This is a genomic window from Nonomuraea sp. NPDC050310 (genome assembly GCF_040655795.1).
Classification (GTDB): Bacteria; Actinomycetota; Actinomycetes; order Streptosporangiales; family Streptosporangiaceae; genus Nonomuraea.
This window is the reverse complement of record NZ_JBFAKP010000018.1, coordinates 159,919-180,815: the sequence shown is the minus strand read 5'-3', so window position 1 is coordinate 180,815 and position 20,897 is coordinate 159,919. Positions and strand designations below refer to the sequence as shown.

Here is a 20,897-nt window from a genome sequence, read left to right as displayed (position 1 = left end):
GCGCGGCCACCGCCAGGTCGGCGCGGCCGTCGCCGTCGAAGTCCCCGGCCGCCCCCGAGCAGGCGGCCTCGGCGGCCGGGGAGGAGGTGACGGCGGGGGAGGGGGCCGTGGGGGTGGCGGGCCAGGTGGTGAGGCTGGTGAGCAGCAGGGCGGCGAGAGTCGCACTCATGCTCGGAGGATCCCCGCCCCGTCCCAACCTGGCGTTAACCATCCGGGAACGTGCCAGGATAGACGGGTGGACATCGACCTTGCGGACCTTGCATTCTGGCGCAAACCCCTCAAGGAGCGGCACGAGGCTTTCGCCCGGTTGCGCCAGCTCGACCAGCCGGTGTTCTTCCCCGAGAAGAAGGTGCCGTTCCTGCGCTCGGGCTCGGGCTTCTACGCCCTGGTCCGGCACGCGGACGTGGTCGAGGCCAGCCGGAACGCCAAGGTCTTCTCCAGCGAGCCGGCGGTCACCAACCCCGAGCCGCCGGGCTGGGTGAAGTACGTCTTCGGCGAGTCGATGGTCAACATGGACGACCCGCGCCACGCCCGCCTGCGCCGCATCGTCTCGCGCGCCTTCAGCCCGCGCATGCTCCAGAACCTGCAGAGCGACATCGAGGCGGCCTGCGCCCGGATCGTCGACGACGTGCAGCGCCAGGGCCCGCGCGACTTCGTGACCCAGGTCGCGGCCCGGCTGCCGATCCACGTCATCTGCGACATGATGGGCATCCCCGAGGCCGAGCGCGAGCGCGTGCACAAGCACGTCGACATCTCCACCGCCTACAGCGGCGTACGGCCCAGCCTGTTCCAGAGCGCGAGGATGGCCGGCCAGAACGTGCTGGCCCTGCTGGCGCTGCAGCGCCTGGTGATCCGCCTGGGCCACGAGCGGGTCGGCGACCCGGGCAAGGACCTGGTGTCGGCGCTGGTCACCGCCAACCCCGACGGGGAGAGGCTGAGCGATCGCGAGCTCGGCTCGTTCTTCTCGCTGCTGCTGGTGGCGGGCAACGAGACCGCGCGCAACACCATGGCGCACGGCATCAAGCTGCTCACCGACAACCCGGCCCAGCGCGAGCTGCTGATGAGCGACTTCGACGCGCACATCGGCAACACCATCGAGGAGATGGTCCGCTACGTCTCGCCGATCATGCAGTTCCGCCGTACGGTCACCGAGCCGTACGAGCTGCGCGGGCTGGAGCTGAAGCCGGGCGACAAGGTCGTGCTGTTCTACGGCTCGGCCAACCGCGACGAGGAGGTCTTCGCCGACCCCGACAGCTTCGACATCACCCGCGACACCAAGCCGCACGTGGGCTTCGGCGGCCCGGGTCCGCACTTCTGCCTCGGCGCCAATCTGGCCCGCCAGGAGCTGCGCACGATGTTCCGCGAGCTGCTCACCCGGCTGCCCGAGATCCGCTCGGTGGGGGAGCCCGAGCTGCTGGTCTCCAACTTCGACAACAGCGTGCGCCGCCAGCCTTTCGCCATCTAGATCCACTCGGATCACGCGTTTCCGGACACGGATCGGTAACGCAGGCTTGTCAGTACTATTTCACATTATTATGTTACGCGTCACACTGTTTCTCACAACGGAGTGACGATCATGGCGAAGAAGCTCGGCCTGCTTGCCCTCGCGGTCCTGTTAGGCACGACCGCCTGCGGAGGCGCCTCGGGCCCCAAGAAGCCCGCGGCCGACGTGGGCGCCCAGCCTCCGGTGACCGAGGCGGGCAAGGGCGGCACCCTGACGATCCTGTCCAACCAGGACTTCGAGCACCTCGACCCGGCCCGCAACTGGACGATGCCGCAGATGGACTTCGGCCTGCGCTACCTGTACCGCTCGCTGGTCACCTTCAAGTCGGAGCCGGGCGCGGCCAGCCTGGAGGTCGTCCCCGACCTCGCCACCACCACCGGCGAGATGGCCGACGGCGGCAAGACCTGGACCTTCACCCTCAAGGACGGCCTGAAGTACGAGGACGGCAGCCCGATCAAGGCCGCCGACGTCAAGTACAACCTCGAACGCTCCTTCGCCCCCGAACTGCCCGGCGGCCCGAACTACCACAAGCTCGTCCTGAAGGACGCCGACGCCTACAAGGGCCCGTACAAGAGCGGCGAGCTCGCCTCCATCGAGACACCCGACGACAAGACGATCGTCTTCCGCCTCAAGCGCGCCGTCGCCGAGTTCCCCTACTACGCCACCCTGCCCAGCTTCAGCCCGGTGCCCAAGGCCAAGGACACCAAGGAGCAGTACGACAACCGCGTCTTCTCCTCCGGCCCCTACAAGATCGAGAGCTACACCCGCGGCAAGGAGATGATCCTGGTCCGCAACGAGAACTGGGACCCCGCCTCCGACCCGGCCCGCAAGGCGCTGCCCGACCGCATCGTGGTCAAGCAGGGCCTACGGCAGAGCGTCATCGACGACCGCCTCATCGCCGACCAGGGCGAGGACCAGACCGCGATCACCTACGCCGACGTCAACGGCGAGAGCTTCGCCAAGATCCTCAACAACCCGAAGGTCAAGGCCCGCTTCCACAACGAGATCCGCGGCTGCACCGACGTGCTGGCCATGAACACCCAGAAGGCGCCCTTCGACAACGCCAAGTTCCGCTTCGCGCTGCAGTACGCCATCGACAAGGAGGCCTACCAGACCGTCAAGGGCGGCCCGGCGGCCGGCGAGATCGCCACCGCCTTCCTGCCGCCGTCGCTGTCCGGCGGCGTCCCCCAGGACACCCTCAAGATCCCGGCCACCGGCGACGTCGAGAAGGCCAAGCAGCTCATCGCCGAGTCCGGGGTGAGCACCCCGGTCAAGGTCAAGCTGCACACCAGCACCGGCGCCAAGAACGAGGCCACCGCGCTGCAGGAGTCCCTCAAGCGCGTGGGCGTCGAGGTGGAGATCAACACCTACGACCCGGCCGTCTACTACGACACCATCGGCGACACCGCCAAGTTCGAGGGCATGGCCTCCTACGGCTGGTGCCAGGACTACCCCTCCGGCTCCTCCTTCATCCCGATGATGTTCGACGGCCGGACCATCACCGAGAAGGGCAACAGCGGCAACGTCTCGCTCTTCAAGGACCAGGAGACCATGGACAAGATCGACGAGATCTACGCCATGACCGACCTGAAGGCCGCCGACCAGGCCTGGGTGCAGCTCGACGCGGCGCTCATGCAAAAGGCCCCGATGATCCCGCTGACCTGGGAGCGCAAGCCGCTGCTGGCCGGCTCCAAGGTCGCCGGCGCCTTCGGCCACCTGATCTGGTCCGGGCAGTTCGACTACGCCGCCCTCGGCGTCAAGCAGTGACGGTGGCGATCCGATCCGGCCGCTCGCCCGGCCGGATCGCCCTCGACCGCCTGCGCCGCGACCCGGCGGCGCTGTTCGGCGGCTCCATCGTGGCGCTCTTCGTCGCCGTCGCCCTGGCCGCCCCGCTGCTCACCGCGATCAGCGGGTGGGACACCCAGACCTTCGACAAGAGCGCCATCGACCGCTCGCTGGGCGGCGTGCCGTACGAGACCTTCAGCGCCGAGCACTGGCTCGGCGTGGAGCCCGGCACCGGGCGCGACGTCTTCGCCCGCGTGGTGTACGGCGCGCGGATCTCGCTGCTGATCTCGGTGGCCGCCACCGCGGTGACCGTCGTGGCCGGCACCGCGGCCGGGCTACTGGCCGGCTACGCCGGCGGGCGGACCGACACGATCCTGTCGCGGCTCATGGACCTGGTCATGTCCTTCCCCAGCCTGATCTTCATGCTCGCGCTGCTGTCGGTCGCGCCGGACGCCAACCGGGTGCTGCTGCTCATCGCGATCATGTCGATGTTCAGCTGGCCGTACGTCGCGCGGATCGTGCGCGGCCAGGCGCTGTCGATCAAGCACCGGGAGTTCGTGGAGGCCGCGCGGGTCGGCGGGGCGAGCGGGGCGCACCTGCTCTTCCGCGAGCTGCTGCCCAACCTGTCCGGGCCGGTGCTGGTCTACGTGACGCTCGCCATCCCGGCCAACATCGGCACCGAGGCGGCGCTCAGCTTCCTCGGCGTCGGGGTCCGGCCGCCCACGCCGAGCTGGGGGCAGATGCTCGACGACTCGCTCAAGTGGTACCAGGTCGTGCCGAGCTACTTCATCGTGCCCAGCCTGTGCCTGTTCCTGACCGTGCTGGCCTTCACCCTGCTGGGCGACGCGCTGCGCGACGCCCTCGACCCCCGCGAGGCCCGCTCATGATCGCTTACCTGGGCCGGCGCGTGCTGGCCGTGGCCGGCGTGCTGCTGGTCATCTGCGCGGTGACCTTCATCATCTTCTTCGTCCTGCCGAGCGACCCGGCGCTGCACGCCTGCGGCAAGACCTGCACCACCGAGCAGGTCGACGCGGTCCGCGCCGAGATGGGCCTCGACCGGCCGGTGCACGAGCAGTTCGCCGGATACGTGGCCAAGGCCTTCACCGGCGACCTCGGCTACTCCTACCAGAACTCGCTGCCGGTCTGGGACCTGCTGGCCGACCGGCTGCCGGTCAGCGTCTCCCTCGCCCTCGGCGCGGCGGTGCTCTGGCTGAGCGGCGGCGTGCTGGTCGGGCTGGTGTCGGCGCTGCGGCGCGGCACCGGGCTCGACCGCGTGCTCATGGCCGGCACGCTGGCCTCGGCCTCGGTGCCGGTCTACTTCACCGCGATGATGCTCCTGCTCGTCGTCGTGCAGCACTTCGAGCTGCTGCCCTACCCCGACTACGTGGCGATCACCGAGGACCCGGGCGCCTGGGCGGGCAACCTGCTGCTGCCCTGGCTCACCCTGGCCAGCCTCTACGCCGCCATGTACGCCCGGCAGACCCGCTCGTCCATGATCGAGACGATGGGCGAGCCGTACATCCGCACCGCCCGCGCCAAGGGCCTGCCGGAACGGACGGTCGTCGTCAAGCACGGCATGCGCGCCGGGCTCACCCCGATCGTCACCATCTTCGGCATGGACCTCGGCGGGCTGCTGGCCGGAGCGGTCATCACCGAGCACGTCTTCGGGCTGCCGGGCATCGGCCAGCTCACCTACGACGCCATCTTCAAGGCCGACCAGCCGGTCGTGCTCGGCGTCACGCTCCTGGCCGCCTTCTTCATCACCGTCGCCAACCTGGTCGTCGACCTGGTCTACGCGGTGATCGACCCCCGGGTGAGGTACGCATGATCCTCCAGGTCTCCGGCCTGACCGTCGGCTTCGGCCCCGTCACCGTGGTCGACGGGGTGGACTTCGGCGTCGAGCGCGGGCGCACGCTGGGCATCGTCGGCGAGTCCGGCTCGGGCAAGTCGGTCTCCTCGCTGGCCGTCATGGGCCTGCACCGTACGGCACGCGTCTCGGGGTCCATCCGCTTCGACGGCGAGGAACTCGTCGGCGCCCCGGCCGAGCGGCTGCGCGCGCTGCGCGGACGCCGGATGGGGATGATCTTCCAGGACCCGCTGTCGTGCCTACACCCCTTCTACACCGTCGGCGAGCAGATCGCCGAGGCCTACCGGCTGCACTTCCGCGCCTCCCGCCGGGCGGCGCGCGAGCGGGCCGTCGAGATGCTGGCCGAGGTCGGCATCCCCGCGCCCCGCCGGCGGGCCGCCGAGCACCCGCACCGCTTCTCCGGCGGCATGCGGCAGCGGGTGATGATCGCCATGGCCCTGGCCTGCGAGCCCGACCTGCTCATCGCCGACGAGCCGACCACCGCGCTCGACGTCACCGTGCAGGCGCAGATCCTGGAGCTCATCCAGCGCATCCAGGCCGAGCGTGGGCTTGCCGTCATCATGATCACGCACGACCTCGGCGTGGTCGCGCGGATCGCCGACGAGGTGCTCGTCATGTACGGCGGGCGTACGGTCGAGCACGCGCCGGCCCGGCCGCTCTTCAAGGACCCGCGCCACCCTTACACCCGCGGCCTCCTCGCCTCCGTCCCCGGCCTCGCCCCCTCGGTCCCCGGTCTGGCCCCCTCCGTCCCCAACCTCGCCCCCTCGGTCCCCGGCCTGGCCTCCGGCGTCCCCGGCTTGGCCCCCGGGGCCCCCGGCCTGGACTCGGGGGAGCCCGGCCTGGTTCCGGGAGCGCTCGGCCTGGCTTCGGAGGAGCCCGGGCTGCTTCCGGGGCCGCTCGGTCCGGCTTCGGCGTCGCCCGGCTCCGGGCCGGAGGACGGTGTGGAATCCGGATCCGGGCGGGCGGCCGAGGGACGCGGCTCGGGGCGGCTGCCGGCGATCCCCGGCAGCCCGCCCTCGCCGTCGGCCTTCCCGCCCGGATGCCGGTTCCACCCCCGCTGCCCCTCCGCCCTGCCCGCCTGTACGGCGGAGCAGCCCCCGCTGCGCCCGGCCGCCGGCGACCGCAAGGTGGCCTGCCACCTGGAAGGAGCGCTCCGATGAACCCCCTCGACACCCGTCCCGCCCCAGAAACCCACGACGGACCGCCCACCCCGGTCCCGCTCCTGTCGGTCCGCGACCTGCGCATGACTTTCGGCAGCGGCGTCCGAGCCGTCGACGGCGTCAGCTTCGACCTCCGCCCCGGCGAGACCCTGGGCCTGGTCGGCGAGTCCGGCTGCGGCAAGTCCACCACCGGCCGCATGATCGTCCGCCTGCTGCAGTCCACCGGCGGCACGATCGCCTTCGACGGCCACGACCTGACCCGTCTGCCGCCGAGGGCCATGCTGCCCTTCCGCCGCGACCTCCAGATGATCTTCCAGGACCCGTTCGCCTCGCTGAACCCCCGCCAGACGGTCCACCAGATCGTCTCAGGCCCGCGCAAACTCCTCACCCGCCCGCAGGTGATCGAGCTGCTGGAACGCGTGGGCCTGGCCGCCGAGCACGCCGACCGCTACCCGCACGAGTTCTCCGGCGGCCAGGCCCAGCGCATCGGCATCGCCCGCGCCCTGGCCTCCGGCCCCCGGCTGGTGGTCTGCGACGAGCCGGTCTCCGCCCTGGACGTCTCCATCCAGGCCCAGATCGTCAACCTCCTGGCCGACCTGCAGGACGAACGCGGCCTGGCCTACCTGTTCATCGCCCACGACCTGTCGGTGGTGCGGCACATGAGCGACCGGGTGGCCGTCATGTACCTCGGCCGGATCGTCGAACTCGGCTCCCGGGCCGCCCTCTACGACGACCCGGCCCACCCCTACACCCGCGCCCTGCTGTCGGCGGTCCCGGTCGCCGACCCGGACGTCGAGGCCACCCGCGAACGCATCGTCCTGCGCGGCGACCCGCCCAGCCCGGCCGCACCCCCGCCGGGCTGCTCCTTCCACCCCCGCTGCGCCCTGGCCCAGGACCTGTGCCGTACGGCTCCGCCACCGCTGCGCGAGGTCCGCGGCCGCCAGGTGGCCTGCCACTTCGCCGAGGCAACCCCTTGACCCCCAGTCAAGTGCAGGTCGGTCTTGCGGGCCGCGCAGGAGGTCGCGGCGGATGTGAGGTGGGATTCGGTGGTCGGGCAGGACATTACCGTGGCCGGCGAGGTTAGCTCCGAGGATCCCGGAGGCCGCCGCTGCGATGGGTCAGTTCTGGGGATCCCGCAGGACGTTGGTGCGGATGGTCAGGAAGGTGATCAACGCCGACACCCCCATCAACCCGGCGCTGATCAACATCGCCAGCCGATAGCCCACGTCGAACACCGCCGGCTGATCGAAGGCCGTGCCCACCAGCCCCACCATGGGCGGCAGCGCGGCAACGAGGAGCAGGCTGCCGGTGCGGGCCACCGCGTTGTTGATGCCGCTGGCCGTCCCGGCGTACCGCTCGTCGGCGGTGGCCAGCACGGTCGCGGTCAACGGCGCGACCGCCGCCGACAGCCCCAGCCCGAACAGGCTCACCGCGGGCAGCACCTGCAACCAGTAATTGGAGCCCTCGCCGATCGACGCCATCCAGAGGAACCCCAGCCCGGCCACCAGGATGCCCAGCGTCATCGGCCACCGCGGCCCGATGCGTTTGGCCAGCTCACCCGCGGGGGCGGAGAGCACCATCATCAGCAGCGTCACCGGCAGCAGCGCCGATCCGGCCGCGATCGGCCCGAACTGCGACACCACCTGGAGCTGCAAGCCCAGCAGGAAGAAGGCGACGCCCATCGCGCCGTACATGATCAAGGTCACCACGTTCACCGCGGTGAAGACGTGGTTCTTGAACAACCCGACCGGCACCAGCGCGTCGGGGGAGCGGCGGATCTCCAGCGCCACGAACGCCACGCCGAGCACGATGCCGGCGATCAGCGGCAGCGGGGTGCCGAGGTCGATCAGCCCGTAGGTCACCCCCGCCAGCGCCAGGGCGGCCAGCGCCGACCCGGCCACGTCGAACTTGCCCGTGGACTGCTCGTCGCGGGTCTCCGGCACGTGCCGCAGGGTCACGAGCACCACCAGCGCCGCGAACGGCAGGTTGATCAGGAACGCCCACCGCCAGCCCGGCCCCTGCACCAGCCAGCCGCCCACCAGCGGCCCGATCGCGCTGGCCACACCGCCCAGACCCGACCACGCGCCCACCGCCCGGGGCCGGTCGTCCCGGCAGAAGGACGCCTGGATGATCGCCAGCGACCCCGGCGTCAGCAGCGCGCCGCCCACGCCTTGGAGCGCGCGGGCCGCGATCAGCACCTCGATGTTGGTCGCGAGGCCGCACATCAACGACGCCAGCGCGAACCAGACCGTGCCGATCAGGAAGATCTTCCGCCTGCCGTACCGGTCGCCGAGACCACCACCCAGCAGAATCAGGCCGGCCAGGGTGAGGGTGTAGGCGTTGACCGACCACTGCAGGCCCGACATGTCAGTTTTCAGGTCCCGGCCCAGGAACGGCAGCGCCACGTTGACCACGGTGGAGTCGAGCATCGTCAGCCCCGAGCCCAGCACGGTGGCGGCCAGGATCCAGCGGCCACGCGCGGTCTTCAGGTGCACCTGGGCAAAAGACATGACGCCCATCTTGTCACCGGCCCCCGACAAGATCCCCGCAGGGATCGCCCCCGCCAGACAGCCACGACCCCAAGACGAACCCCCCCGACCACGATCCCGCCATCGCGGCCAGGCCACGCGGACGGAGCCGGCAACCATGATCCCGCCGTCACGCAGCCGGGAGCGCAGAGTGACCTGGGCGACCACGATCACCCACATCAGGCAGCCGGGCAGAGAAAGAGCCCGGCGACCGCGGGCGGCGGTGCCAGGTGAGCGGTCCACGCAGAGCGAGCCCGGCGGGGCCATGGGGGCCTGTGCCACCCCGCCAGGCACGCAGGGCGAGGCCGGCGGCGCCATGAGGGTCTGTGCCACGGGGCCAGGCACGCGGGGCGAGGGCGACGGGGCTATGTGGTCTGTGCCACGGAGCCCCAGGCGCGTACGGCGGGGCCAACGACCCCGAATGGGCGGTGTCAGGCGCCCCGGCAAGCAGGGGCGAGCCAAGGACCCTAAGGGGCGATGTCAGATGCCCCGGCAGCCAGGGGCGAGCCAAGGACCCTAAGGCGCGATGTCAGACGCCCAGGCAACCAGGGGGATTCAAGGACCCTAAATCACGGTGTCAGGCGGCCAGGGCACGCAGGACGAAGCCGGTGACCATGGCCGAGGCGTCCTCCAGGGCGATGGTCCCGCTGATCAACGGGACCCGCTCGGCCCCGATCACCGCTAGCACCATCCGGGCGGTCGCCGGCACGTCGGGCGCGTGGAAGTCACCCGACTCCACCCCGTCGGCGATGATGCCCACCAGGATGGCCTGCATGGGCGCGACATGCTCTGCGAGCTGCTGGTAGGCGTCGGGCCCCAGGGTGGCCGACAGGTCGGCGGCACCGGGGTGAGGGTGGGCCAGCAGGCCGGCGAGCTGGAGCCGCACGAAGGCCCGGAGCCGCTCGGCGGGCGAGGCGTCGGCGGGCAGCTCGCGCTCGAAGCTCTCGATGAAGTAGTGGGTCACCCGCTCGGTGAAGGCCAGCAGCAGCGCGGCCTTGTCGGGGTAGTAGTTGTACAGCACCGTGCGGGTGATGCCGGCCTCGGAGGCGACATCGGTCATCGAGATCGCGTCGATGCCCTGGACACGCGACAGCCGCGAGACCGCCTGCAGGATGCGATCGCGCGTCTGGGCGCGGTGCTCGCCGATCGTCGCGGCGGTGATCCGGGGCATTTGACCAGTCTAGGCCGCTGCCTTGACCACGTGCAGCAGCTCGGCCAGTACCTCGGTGTTGAGCTGGTAGGCCAGCTTCACCTCGGCGATGATCCGCCGCTGCTCGGCCTCGGACGGCTCCAGCGCGTCGAGCCGGGCGCGGTAGTCGTTCTTGAACCGCGGCAGGCTGCCGACCTCGTCGAAGAAGTAGAAGTCCACTCCGCCGCCCTTGGTGTAGCCGTAGATCTTCTGCAGCTCCATGCGGATGAACTGACCGCCGGACAGGTCGCCCATGTACCGGGTGTAGTGGTGGGCGATGTACCCGCCGGGCCAGTCGGCCACCTGCTCGATGCGGGCCACCAGGGTGCGCGTGGCCTTGGAGGGCGCGATGCGCTCCCGCCACCCGGCGCCGTAGATCGTCTCCAGGTCACGCTCCAGCGCCGCCTCCCGGTACAGCTCCGGGAAGACGAAGCGGCCCGCGACCGGATGGTCGGCCAGAGCCCTGGAGGCGCCGTCGAGCGCGACGTAGGCGAAGTAGTGCTGCGCCACCATCTCGCCGTACTCCTGCTCCGACAGCCGGCCCCCCATCAGCTCCTTGAGGTAGCTCTCGTCCTCGGCCGACTCGTGGTCGCCCCAGGTCGCGGTCTTGAGAATCTCGGAGAAGGCGGTCACGGCTGGCTCCATGGGGGCGCGAGTGGTTATATGACGAAGTGTCACAAACGACGGAGCCGTTCGTCAAACTGTTGACGACACCATGTCATTAAACCTGCCGTCGCGACGAGCGCCAAGACCAGCACCGGCACCCACACCAGCCGCCCGGCCACCCACCCGAGATCATCGGGCCTCCCGAGCAACCCCACCCAGCCCAGCTCGTCCGGCCCGCCGTACCCCACCCGATCGAAATCCTCGGGTCCGCCATACGACCCCTCCCGTCCCAGCTCGTCGGGCCCGCCCCGCCCTACCCGCCCCAGCTCGCCGGGCCCGCCCCGCCGTACCCGCCCGAGATCATCGGGCCCGCCATGCAACCCGTTCCCGCCCAGCTCGTCGGACCTGTCCCGCTCTACCCGGCCCAGCTCGCCGGACCTGCCGTGCAACCCCTCCCGGCCCGGAGCAGCGGGCCCGCCCTGTACTTCCCGGCCCGGAACGTCAGGCCCGCCCTGTCCTTGGCCCAGATCGTCGGGCCCGTCCCGCCCTTGCCGGCCCGGGTCGTCGGGCCTGTGGTTCAGCCCCAGCCAGCCGAGACCGTCGGGCCTGCCGTACAGGACGGCGGCGCAGACCACCAGCGCGACGAGTACCGTCTGGTGCCAGAGGAAGATCCGCATCGCGTTCAGGTTGACCAGCGCCACGACCGCCCACACCCGCGTTCGTCGCATGAGCCGGCCCAGTGGTTCGCGCGCCAGCATCGCCAGCCCCGCCTGGGCCAGGCCGAAGCTCACCGAGGCCAGGGTGGGCGGGCTGAGGTTGGACACGTCCGCGCCGGGCACGCCGACCATGCTCGCCGGATAGCCTGCCCAGCCGACCAGAACCGTCGTCACCGCGGCGCCGCCGCCGAGCAGCCACCACGCCATGCTCGGGCGGACCGTCCCGCGGGCCCAGGACAGGCCCAGCAAGTACGGCACCAGCCAGGCCGCCCCGGCGTTCAGCCAGCCCACCCATGCGGGCGCGTCCAGCCCGAACCTGACCAGATCGACCACGGCCACCACCGCGACCATCGCGGGGACGCCGTGCCGTACTCGCATCAGCATGGGAGTGGCGGCGGTCAGAAGTACGAAGACGCCCAGGAACCACAACGGCCCCAGTGCCGGCTTCCCCAGGGCCTCCAGCGTCGGCCAGGGCATGAACGCCGCCACCACCGCCCAGCACACCACCAGCGGCACCACCGGACCTAGCAGCCGCCGTAGCCGCCCGCCCACCCACGTGCGGTACGGCTCGCGCACCCCCAGCGCGGCCACATACCCGCCGACCAGGAAGAAGACGGCCAGCGTCTGCAGCACCCAGGACGCCGGGGCGAGGTGTGGCAGGTGCACGAGGGGGCTGGAGATCCGTGGCCCGGGCTCCCACGCGGTCACCAGCCAGTGCCCCAGCACCACCCCGCCGATCGCCAGCGCCCGCAGAGCGTCGATCCCTCGGTCGCGGCTGGGCGGGGTCGCGCGATCCAACCGCCGCACCGCTGCAGCGAGGTCACCCACGGCTCGCCTCGCTTGTCCGGCCGCGCGCGATGTGGTGACTGCGGCTCGCCTCGCTTGTCGGGTTGAGGGCGGTACGGTCGCTCTGGTTCAGATCGCCGGGTGGGTTCGGGGAGGTGCCGTCGTCACGGCTCACCTCCGCGGGTGGGTTCGGGGCGGTGCGGTCGTCGCGGCTCGCCTCGCCGGACGGGCGCAGAGTGCTGAGGTCAGCCACGGCTCACCTCGGCAGTTCGGCCCAAGGTGATGAGGGCGAGGTTGCGCAGTGAGGGGGTGCCTGGCTTGAAGTAGTCGCTGTGCCCACCGGGGCCGGTCTCGAAGACGTGGCCGGTGTGCATCGGGTCGGTGCCGAATCCGAGCGGTCCGAGTCGCACGCCTGGGACGAAGCGGACCCAGTCGTTCGTCCCGCGTCCGGCCCACAATCGGGGGAGGGCGCCGGGTGGGTCGCCCAGGCCGGGGCTGCCGATCACGGCCAGTTCGTCCACCCGCGCGCCCGGTGCGCCCTGTGCGCAGACCACCGAGCCGTAGCTGTGGCACACCAGCGTGATCGGCACCTGGGGCAGGCTGCGCAGGTAGGTGCGCAATGCGGTCCCGCCGCGCCGGGCCGCTGTGTCGGTCAGGACGTCGGTGCTGAAGGTGGCCGGGCTGTCGTAGCCCAGCCATGCCACGACCGCCAGCCGTACCCCGGGTGACAGCGCGCCGGCCTCGGTGAGCAGGGCACGGGCGGCGCCGCCGGGGCGGTGGGTGGCCTGCTCGAAGGTGGCCACCCGGGTGTCGGAGCCGGGCACGATCACTGCGATTCGGGTGGCGGTTTCCAGCTCGCCGTACACGCGCACTAGCCGTTCGGGCGGGCTCGGTGAGGGTGGGGCGGAGAGGGCCAGCAGGAGCGCGGTGGTCAAGGTCAGCGGCTTGAACATGCTGTGACGCTAGAAATCGGCGTCTGTAGTCCGCGTCCCGCCGCCGAGTGAAGCCGCGGCCTCCCTCAAAAGGGGGACGAGGCAGAGGGGGGCGGGACGGAAGGGGACGGGACTGAGAGGGACGGGACAGAGGGGAGGCGGGGCAAAGGGGCGGCGAGGATTGCTCGCCGGGCTAGGTCGTCCCGCGCTCTCCCAGAAGGGGGCCGGGAAAGGGGTCGGGAAGGGGGTAGAGCTCGTGAGCCGGTCGACCGGTGCTCGTCGGAGGGGGAAGGCCGCCTTCTGCGAAAGGAAAGGTGGCGGTTGCTCGGGTCGGTTCCGCCTTCTCGTGAAACGGAACCCCTGTTGGAAGGGAGCCTGGCGCGCTGTGACGGGCGGTATGCCAGGGGCGGTGGGAAGAGGGGGTTACTCGCCGGGGCGGATCAGGCCGGTTTCGTAGGCGTAGACGATTGCCTGGGCGCGGTCGCGGAGGCCGAGCTTCATCAGCACCCGTCCGACATGCGTCTTGACCGTCTGCTCCGACAGGATCAGCTCGGCGGCGATCTCCTGGTTGGAGCGCCCGCGCGAGACCAGCACGAGCACCTCGGTCTCCCGCTCGGTCAGCTCGGCCAGGCGGCGGCGGGTGGGGGCGCGCGGGCCGCCGAGCCGGGCGAACTCGTGGATGAGGCGCTTGGTGACCACGGGCGCGAGCAGGGCGTCGCCGCCCGCGACCACGCGCACCGCCTCGGCGAGCTGGGCGGCGGAGGCGTCCTTGAGCAGGAAGCCGCTGGCTCCGGCGCGCAGGGCCTCGTAGACGTAGTCGTCGAGGTCGAAGGTGGTCAGGATGAGGATCTTGGCGGAGATGTCGGGGTGCGCGGAGATCTGCCGGGTGGCTTCCAGGCCGTCCATGTGGGGCATGCGCACGTCCATCAGGACCACGTCGGGTTGGAGGGCGGCGGCCTGGTCGACCGCCTCGCGGCCGTCGGCGGCCTCGCCGACCACGCGGATGTCGGGCTGGGTGTCCAGGAAGGTGGTGAACCCGGTGCGGACCATGCCCTGATCGTCGGCGATCAGTACCCGGATCATGTGGTCCCCTCGGCGGCCATCAGCACCCTGAGCATGTGGTCTCCTCGGCCGTGGTCAGCACTCTGATCACGGCGTCTCCTCGGCCGTGGTCAGCACTCTGATCACGGCGTCTCCTCAGCGGCGATCAGTACTCTGATCACGTTGTCCCTCCGGCAGCGAGCAGCATCCGGATCACGTCGGACTCCCCGGTTGAGCAGCGTCGCCGCACCCCGTCGTGGGTCACGCCGGTTCCACCGGTAGTCGGGCCTCCACCGAGAAGCCGCCTTCCGGTGTCGGGCCGGTGGTGAGCGTACCGCCGACCAGTGCGACCCGCTCGCGCATCCCCGCCAGCCCCTGCCCCGCCCCGCCGACCGGGGGCGGGACGACCCGCGGCGCGGCGTTGACCACGCAGACCCGGACCTCGGCGGGCTCACGCACGACGGCCACCGCCACCGGCGAGCCGGGCGCGTGCCGCATGACGTTGCTGAGCGACTCCTGCACGATCCGGTAGGCCGTCAACTGCACCGCCTGCGGCACCCCGTCGGCGGATCCCGACCAGGTGAGGGCCACGGTCAGCCCGGCCGTCCGGGCGTTGGCGACGAGCTCGCCCACCCGGTCCAGCCCGGGCTGGGGAGCCGTCTCGGTACGCCCCTCGGGATCGCGCAGCACGCCGAGCACCCGCCGCAGCTCGGCGATGGCCTCCAGCGACAGGCCCCGGATGTCGGCCATGCCGGATTCGAGCTGGGCGGCGTCGCCCTGGGCGCGCAGGGGCACGGCCTCGGCCTGGATGGCGATCACCGACATGTGGTGGGCCACCACGTCGTGCAGTTCGCGCGCGATGCGCGCCCGTTCGGCCAGCGCGGCCTGCGCGCCTTCGGCCAGCCGGGTGCGTTCCTCCTCCTCGGCGAGCTTCTCGGTGGCGCTGCGCCGGGTGCGCACGTTGTAGCCGAACAGGGCGGCCACGGTGAGCCCGATGCCGCCGGCGCCGAGGGTGTAGGCGTGCTGGTCGACGCTCCACATGAACACGATCGAGACGACCCAGACGGCCAGGGTGATCTGGCGCTCGCACCGCACCGCGACCGAGTAGAGGCACATCACGGCCGCCACTCCCACGCCGGGCAGGAAGACCGGCTGCGCGAAGCGGTGCAGCTCCAGCGGGACGACGACGGTGGCCAGGGTGCCCAGCAGGAGGATCCGCCAGGCGGCCAGCGGCCAGCGGTGGCGCAGCACGATGGGCAGCGCCGTGGAGATCGCGGTGAGGTAGATCATGCCGATCCCGGCGTCCAGCGGTCGCCGGTCGTGCTCGGAGATCATCATGTTGAGCGCGGTGCCGAAGACCACCCAGGCGATCACGAAGTCGGCCAGGAAGGCCAGGTGGAGGCGATGCACCGGCAGCAGGCCGAGCCAGCGGGGGGTGGTGACGGTGAAGGCCGGCCGCGCGGGCGCGGGATCGGCGGAACCCTTGACCAGCGCCAGCGTGAACGGCCGTACGAGGTCGGCGAGCACCCTGCCAGCGTAGGAGACGACGGCGTAACCCGCGTCCCTCGAAAGTAGCATCCCGAGCGGGCCGATTACCTGATTACATTCGCTCACAGCGAACTCACTCAGCTTCGGGAACAACCCTCGACTCCTCTAAGTTGAGCCCGTATAACTCAACCCTTTGGAGTTCAGATGAGTGAGAGCTTGATCCTGCCGGTGCTGCCGCTCGACGACGAGGTCGTCCTCCCGGGCATGGTGGTTCCGCTGGACCTGTCCGACTCCGAGGTGCGTGCGGCCATCGACGCCGCCCAGGCATCCGGTGGCAACAAGCCCAGGGTTCTGCTCGTTCCCCGGATCGACGGCCGGTATGGAGCGGTCGGCGTGCAGGCGGTGGTCGAGCAGGTCGGCCGCCTGCCCGGAGGCGAGCCCGCGGCGGTGGTGCGCGGCGTCAGCCGGGCCCGCGTGGGCCAGGGCACCACGGGCCCCGGCGCGGCCCTGTGGGTGGAGGCGCACGTCCTGGAGGCGACCAGGACCGCCGACCCCGAGGTGGTCAAGGAGTACAAGGCGCTGACCACCACGATCCTGCAGAAGCGCGGCGCGTGGCAGGTCGTCGACCAGGTGAACCAGATCGACGACGGCGCCGTGCTCGCCGACACGGCCGGCTACGCCCCGTGGCTGAGCACCGAGCGCAAGGTCGAGCTGCTGGAGACCCCCGAGCCGGGCGACCGCCTGGCCAGGCTGGTCGAGTGGGCGCGCGAGCACCTCGCCGAGCTCGACGTGGCCGAGACGATCCGCAAGGACGTCCAGGAGGGCATGGAGAAGCAGCAGCGCGAGTTCCTGCTCCGCCAGCAGCTCGCCGCGGTCCGCAAGGAGCTCAAGGAGCTCAACGGCGACACCGACGGCACCGAGGAGGAGGACTACCGCGCCCGCGTCGAGGCCGCGGACCTGCCCGAGAAGGTGCGCGAGGCCGCGCTCAAGGAGGTCGACAAGCTCGAGCGCACCTCCGACCAGTCGCCCGAGACCGGCTGGATCCGCACCTGGCTCGACACCGTGCTCGACATCCCCTGGAACGAGCGTTCCGAGGACACCTACGACATCTCCGGCGCGCGGGCCGTGCTCGACGCCGACCACACCGGGCTCGACGACGTGAAGGACCGCATCATCGAGCACCTGGCCGTGCGCAAGCGCCGCCAGGACAAGGGCCTCGGCGTCGTCGGCGGCCGGCGCAGCGGCGCCGTCCTCGCCCTCGCCGGCCCTCCCGGAGTGGGCAAGACCTCGCTCGGCGAGTCGGTCGCGCGGGCCATGGGCCGCAAGTTCGTCCGCGTCGCCCTGGGCGGCGTCCGCGACGAGGCCGAGATCCGCGGGCACCGCCGTACCTACGTCGGCGCGCAGTCCGGCCGCATCGTCCGTGCCATCCGCGAGGCGGGCTCGATGAACCCGGTCGTCCTGCTCGACGAGATCGACAAGGTCGGCGCCGACTACCGGGGCGACCCCACCGCCGCCCTGCTGGAGGTCCTCGACCCGGCCCAGAACCACACCTTCCGCGACCACTACCTCGAGGTCGAGCTCGACCTGTCCGACGTGCTCTTCCTGGCGACCGCCAACGTCCTGGAGGCCATCCCCGGGCCGCTGCTCGACCGCATGGAGATCGTCACCCTCGACGGCTACACCGAGGACGAGAAGGTCTCCATCGCCCGCGACCACCTGCTGCCCAAGCAGCTCAAGCAGGCCGGTTTCGAGCCCGAGGAGATCACCTTCGAGGACGCCTCGCTGCGCCGCCTGGCCGCCGAGTACACCCGCGAGGCGGGCGTGCGCTCCCTGGAGCGGGCGGTCGGCCGGGTGATCCGCAAGGTCGCCGCCAAGGACGAGGTGCCCGTCACCGTGACCGCCGAGTCGCTCGTCGACTACCTCGGCCGGCCCCGGTTCGTGCCCGAGTCCTCCCTGCCCGAGTCCAAGCAGCGCACCAGCGTGCCCGGTGTGGCCACCGGCCTGGCGGTCACCGGCGCGGGCGGCGACGTCCTGTACGTCGAGGCCTCGCTGGCCGACCCCGAGACCGGCGACACCGGCCTGACCCTGACCGGTCAGCTCGGCGACGTCATGAAGGAGTCGGCGCGGATCGCGCTCAGCTACCTGCGCTCCCACGGCGCGGAGCTGGAGCTGCCGGTCGGCTCGTTCAAGGACCGCGCGGTCCACGTGCACTTCCCCGCGGGCGCCGTGCCCAAGGACGGCCCCTCGGCGGGTGTCACGCTGACCACCGCGCTCGCCTCGCTCCTGTCGGGCCGCCAGGTCCGCCCGGACGTGGCGATGACCGGCGAGATCTCGCTCACCGGGCGGGTCCTGCCGATCGGCGGCGTCAAGCAGAAGCTGCTGGCGGCGCACCGGGCGGGCATCACCACGGTGCTCATCCCGGCGCGCAACGAGCCCGACCTGGACGACGTGCCCCAGGAGGTGCGCGACCAGCTCACCATCCACGCCGTCAGCGACGTGCGCGAGGTGCTGGAGATCGCGCTCACCTCGGCGAAGGTGGCCGCCCCCGCCGCGGCCTGACCGGCCGCGCCGCGGCGCCGCCGGTCAGGCCCGCCGCACCGCTGCCCCGCCGTACCCGATCAGGTACGGCGGGGCAGCGTCATGTCTGGCGGCCGGCCGCTAGCCGCGGAAGACGAAGACGCCTTCGAAGTCGGTCTGCAGGTAGCGGTGGAAGCGCTCGGCGCGGGTCTTCTCCGCCTGCGCGCCGGTGACGACGGTGGCGACGACGTAGCGGCCGGTGCTGTTGTAGCGGATCTTGCCGTAGGCGAAGTCCTTGTGCAGCAGGTCCATCCGCCAGCGGATCGTGGTGTTGGAGTCGACCGCGATGCCCTTGAGGGCGGCCTTGGCCTGCTCCTCGTCGGGGAAGGCGAGCAGGACGACGTTCGCCTTGATCTTTCCGCCGTAGCCGGAGTAGGCCATCAGGACGCCGTGGTCGCAGTCGTTCTTGGACAGCGGCTTGTTCTTGCCGTCCAGGGGTCCGCAGGTGTCGTGCCGCCAGCCGCCGACGCGTTCGGCCTGGAAGGCGGTCTCGCCCAGGCGGAAGTTCCAGTCGGCGCCGAACTCCTCGACGGTGAGCGGCTTGCCCTGGGTGGTGGTGCTCGGGGTCTCCGAGGGCTCCTCGGCAGGGGTGGTGCTCTCCTCCGGGCTCGGCTCGGGGGTGGTCTCCTCGGGGGCGGGCTCGGTGGCGGGCTCGGTGGGGATCTTGGTGGCCTCGGGGTAAGCCACCACGGTGGTGGACGGCTTGTCGTCGAGGGCGTAGATCAGGGCGACCACCCCGCCGCCGCCGAGCAGGACCACGGCGAAGCCGATGATCAGGCCGATGACCAGGCCGTTGCTCTTGCGCGGGGGAGGGGGCGGCTGGGTGTAGCCGGGGGGCTGGCCGTACCCGGGGGGTCCGCCCGGTCCGGGTGGCTGTCCGTAACCCGGGCCGCCCTGAGGGCCGGGACCGTAAACAGGACCGGGACCGTGAGCAGGACCGGGACCGTGAGCAGGACCGGGGCCGTGAGCAGGGCCGGGACCGTACGGGCCGGGGCCCTGAGCGGGACCAGGGCCGGGGCCGTAGCCGGGAGGTGGCGGGGGCTGGCCGGGAGCGCCCTGAGGCGGGCCATAACCGGGTGGGGGAGGAGGGGGACCGCCGGGGACCTGCCCTGGTTGACGGGGGCCGTTGGGGTGGCCGGGCGGAGTTGGCGGCGGGTAAGACATGCCCTCCATTGTGCGACATGTCGGAACATGCGACTCAGCCGTCCCACGAAGTGCCGCGAATGATCCACAGCGCGCGAGGGTATCGTCACGCATCGTGACCGCACCACTCCTCCGCAAGGTCCGCCGCCGCCTCCTGCCGCTGGTGATCGCCTCCTACGTCATCTGCTACATCGACCGCACCAACATCGGCATGGCCCAGCTCCGCATGGGCGAGGAGATCGGCCTGGACCCGGCCGGCTTCGGCCTGGCCGCGGGCGCGTTCTTCGTCGGCTACGCGCTCTGCGAGATTCCCAGCAACCTCGTCCTGCACCGCGTCGGCGCCCGCCGGTGGATCGCCCGGATCATGGTCACCTGGGGCCTGCTGTCCGGCGCGACCGCCCTGGTGTCCACCCCCGAGCAGCTCTACGTCGTGCGCTTCCTGCTAGGCATGGCCGAGGCCGGCTTCTTCCCGGGCGTCATCCTCTACTTCTCCTACTGGTTCCCGCAGCGCGAGCGCGCCCGGCTGATCGCGATGCTGATGGCCGGCATCCCGGTCTCCTTCCTGGTCGCCAACCCGGTGTCCGGCTGGCTGGTGGAGCAGGTGAGCTGGCAGGCGATGTTCGTGGTCGAGGCGCTCCCGGCGGTCGTCCTCGGCGTGGCGGTCTGGTTCGTGCTGCCCGACCGGCCCGCCCAGGCCCGCTGGCTGACCGAGGCCGAGCGCGCCGAACTGCTGGCGGACCTCGCGCGGGAGACCCCGCCGGAGCGCCCGGCCCGCGCCGGCCTGCTCAACCGGCGGGTGCTGGCCATCGCCTTCGTCTCCAGCGGCAGCGTCTTCGGCGCCTACCTGCTCAGCCTCTTCCTCCCGCAGATGGTCGAGCAGCTCTGGCCGCACGCGGGGGAGACCGGGATCGGCCTGATCTGCGCCATCCCGTACGGCTTCGCCGTCCTGGCCATGCTGGCCTGGGGCGCGCACTCCGACCGGACCGGCGACCGGGCCGGGCACCTGCTGGCCGCCTGCCTGCTCAGCGCCGCCGGTTTCGCGCTCGCCGGACTGGCCTCGGCGCCGTTGCTGGTCCTGGCCGGGCTGGTGCTCGCCGCGATGGGCAAGTTCGCCGCCGTGCCGATCACCTACAGCCTGCCCACCGAGTTCCTGTCCGGCCGGGCCGCGGCGGCGGGCATCGCGCTGGTCAACTCGCTGGCCCACCTCGCCGCCATCGCCGGACCGCCCGTGATCGGCTGGCTGCGGCAGAGCACCGGCGCCTTCTCCGCGCCGCTGCTGCTCGCGGGCGGCTACGTGTTGCTCACCACGGTCGTGGTGGCCGGGCTGGGCGCCACCCGACCGGACACGGTGAGGCAGATCACACCAGATGTCCGGAATAGCGGCAGGTAAAGGGACTGTTAGCACGAGCGTGAACGAGGCATACGCGAAAACCATGAGCGCCCACGGCGACCTCATGTGTCGCGTCATGCGTATGGGGCGAATGCCGAGCATGCGCGCCACCGGCGGCCTGATGTGCTGCCGACCGGCCCGCTGACCCGCCCCATCCGTTCTCCGCGAAAGTTCTGACGAACCGT

Annotated in this window: 16 protein-coding genes; 8 read left to right on the top strand and 8 right to left on the bottom strand. The window is 71.4% G+C overall.

The features are described 5' to 3' along the window. Positions 1 to 235 precede the first annotated feature (235 nt). The 6 genes from AB0I67_RS32330 to AB0I67_RS32305 all read left to right on the top strand — a co-directional run bounded on the left by AB0I67_RS32330 (position 236) and on the right by AB0I67_RS32305 (position 7,293). A complete protein-coding gene (locus AB0I67_RS32330) occupies positions 236 to 1,465 on the top strand; it encodes a cytochrome P450 (protein ID WP_357931253.1) in 1,230 nt (409 codons plus the stop codon). A gap of 111 nt (positions 1,466 to 1,576) precedes the next feature. Next, positions 1,577 to 3,271: an ABC transporter substrate-binding protein gene (locus AB0I67_RS32325; RefSeq protein WP_357931250.1), complete on the top strand. Its 1,695-nt coding sequence runs from the start codon at positions 1,577 to 1,579 to the stop codon at positions 3,269 to 3,271. A gap of 2 nt (positions 3,272 to 3,273) precedes the next feature. Further along, positions 3,274 to 4,176 (top strand): ABC transporter permease, encoded by a 903-nt coding sequence (locus AB0I67_RS32320; RefSeq protein WP_357931247.1) that lies wholly within the window; start codon positions 3,274 to 3,276, stop codon positions 4,174 to 4,176. Next, complete coding sequence (locus tag AB0I67_RS32315; RefSeq protein ID WP_357931245.1) at positions 4,173 to 5,117, top strand: ABC transporter permease; 945 nt, start codon at positions 4,173 to 4,175, stop codon at positions 5,115 to 5,117. Before AB0I67_RS32320 ends, AB0I67_RS32315 begins: the two co-directional genes overlap by 4 nt. Then, the gene (locus AB0I67_RS32310) at positions 5,114 to 6,316 is read left to right on the top strand and encodes an ABC transporter ATP-binding protein (RefSeq protein WP_357931243.1); all 1,203 of its coding nucleotides are present in this window, start codon (positions 5,114 to 5,116) and stop codon (positions 6,314 to 6,316) included. The genes AB0I67_RS32315 and AB0I67_RS32310 overlap by 4 nt, the downstream gene beginning before the upstream one ends. Beyond that, a complete protein-coding gene (locus AB0I67_RS32305; RefSeq protein ID WP_357931240.1) occupies positions 6,313 to 7,293 on the top strand; it encodes an ABC transporter ATP-binding protein in 981 nt (326 codons plus the stop codon). The genes AB0I67_RS32310 and AB0I67_RS32305 overlap by 4 nt, the downstream gene beginning before the upstream one ends. Before the next feature lie 141 nt (positions 7,294 to 7,434). On the opposite strand, the gene AB0I67_RS32300 is transcribed toward AB0I67_RS32305, so the two are convergent. The 7 genes from AB0I67_RS32300 to AB0I67_RS32270 form a co-directional block, all read right to left on the bottom strand. Then, positions 7,435 to 8,826, bottom strand: coding sequence for an MFS transporter (locus AB0I67_RS32300; protein ID WP_357931237.1), 1,392 nt, complete (start codon positions 8,824 to 8,826; stop codon positions 7,435 to 7,437). 595 nt (positions 8,827 to 9,421) lie between these two features. Continuing rightward, positions 9,422 to 10,015, bottom strand: coding sequence for a TetR/AcrR family transcriptional regulator (locus AB0I67_RS32295; protein WP_357931234.1), 594 nt, complete (start codon positions 10,013 to 10,015; stop codon positions 9,422 to 9,424). Positions 10,016 to 10,024: 9 nt separating this feature from the next. Continuing rightward, complete coding sequence (locus AB0I67_RS32290; RefSeq protein WP_357931231.1) at positions 10,025 to 10,678, bottom strand: biliverdin-producing heme oxygenase; 654 nt, start codon at positions 10,676 to 10,678, stop codon at positions 10,025 to 10,027. A gap of 29 nt (positions 10,679 to 10,707) precedes the next feature. Then, positions 10,708 to 12,162, bottom strand: a complete 1,455-nt coding sequence (locus tag AB0I67_RS32285; protein ID WP_357931229.1) for an acyltransferase family protein — start codon at positions 12,160 to 12,162, stop codon at positions 10,708 to 10,710. Positions 12,163 to 12,386: 224 nt separating this feature from the next. Continuing rightward, positions 12,387 to 13,094: an alpha/beta hydrolase gene (locus AB0I67_RS32280; protein WP_357931227.1), complete on the bottom strand. Its 708-nt coding sequence runs from the start codon at positions 13,092 to 13,094 to the stop codon at positions 12,387 to 12,389. 402 nt (positions 13,095 to 13,496) lie between these two features. After that, positions 13,497 to 14,156: a response regulator transcription factor gene (locus AB0I67_RS32275; protein WP_357931224.1), complete on the bottom strand. Its 660-nt coding sequence runs from the start codon at positions 14,154 to 14,156 to the stop codon at positions 13,497 to 13,499. A gap of 219 nt (positions 14,157 to 14,375) precedes the next feature. Further along, a complete protein-coding gene (locus AB0I67_RS32270) occupies positions 14,376 to 15,641 on the bottom strand; it encodes a histidine kinase (protein ID WP_357931222.1) in 1,266 nt (421 codons plus the stop codon). 165 nt (positions 15,642 to 15,806) lie between these two features. On the opposite strand from AB0I67_RS32270, the gene lon reads away from it, so the two are divergent. Beyond that, complete coding sequence (lon, locus tag AB0I67_RS32265; RefSeq protein ID WP_357931220.1) at positions 15,807 to 18,161, top strand: endopeptidase La; 2,355 nt, start codon at positions 15,807 to 15,809, stop codon at positions 18,159 to 18,161. A 99-nt stretch (positions 18,162 to 18,260) separates the two neighbouring features. Here lon and AB0I67_RS32260 read toward each other — a convergent pair whose 3' ends face one another. Next, the gene (locus AB0I67_RS32260) at positions 18,261 to 18,938 is read right to left on the bottom strand and encodes a hypothetical protein (protein WP_357931218.1); all 678 of its coding nucleotides are present in this window, start codon (positions 18,936 to 18,938) and stop codon (positions 18,261 to 18,263) included. A 499-nt stretch (positions 18,939 to 19,437) separates the two neighbouring features. Between AB0I67_RS32260 and AB0I67_RS32255 the strand changes: the two genes are divergently transcribed. Continuing rightward, on the top strand, positions 19,438 to 20,712 hold the full coding sequence (locus AB0I67_RS32255; RefSeq protein ID WP_357931215.1) for an MFS transporter: 1,275 nt from the start codon (positions 19,438 to 19,440) through the stop codon (positions 20,710 to 20,712). Positions 20,713 to 20,897 lie beyond the last annotated feature (185 nt).

What these genes read in the sequence shown, in the direction of transcription:
- AB0I67_RS32295 (WP_357931234.1), bottom strand. Translation starts at nt 10,015, where the DNA reads ATGCCCCGGATCACCGCCGCGACGATCGGCGAGCACCGCGCCCAGACG.
- AB0I67_RS32310 (WP_357931243.1), top strand. Translation starts at nt 5,114, where the DNA reads ATGATCCTCCAGGTCTCCGGCCTGACCGTCGGCTTCGGCCCCGTCACC.
- AB0I67_RS32280 (WP_357931227.1), bottom strand. Translation starts at nt 13,094, where the DNA reads ATGTTCAAGCCGCTGACCTTGACCACCGCGCTCCTGCTGGCCCTCTCC.
- AB0I67_RS32305 (WP_357931240.1), top strand. Translation starts at nt 6,313, where the DNA reads ATGAACCCCCTCGACACCCGTCCCGCCCCAGAAACCCACGACGGACCG.
- AB0I67_RS32315 (WP_357931245.1), top strand. Translation starts at nt 4,173, where the DNA reads ATGATCGCTTACCTGGGCCGGCGCGTGCTGGCCGTGGCCGGCGTGCTG.
- AB0I67_RS32325 (WP_357931250.1), top strand. Translation starts at nt 1,577, where the DNA reads ATGGCGAAGAAGCTCGGCCTGCTTGCCCTCGCGGTCCTGTTAGGCACG.
- AB0I67_RS32290 (WP_357931231.1), bottom strand. Translation starts at nt 10,678, where the DNA reads ATGGAGCCAGCCGTGACCGCCTTCTCCGAGATTCTCAAGACCGCGACC.
- AB0I67_RS32300 (WP_357931237.1), bottom strand. Translation starts at nt 8,826, where the DNA reads ATGTCTTTTGCCCAGGTGCACCTGAAGACCGCGCGTGGCCGCTGGATC.
- AB0I67_RS32275 (WP_357931224.1), bottom strand. Translation starts at nt 14,156, where the DNA reads ATGATCCGGGTACTGATCGCCGACGATCAGGGCATGGTCCGCACCGGG.
- lon (WP_357931220.1), top strand. Translation starts at nt 15,807, where the DNA reads ATGAGTGAGAGCTTGATCCTGCCGGTGCTGCCGCTCGACGACGAGGTC.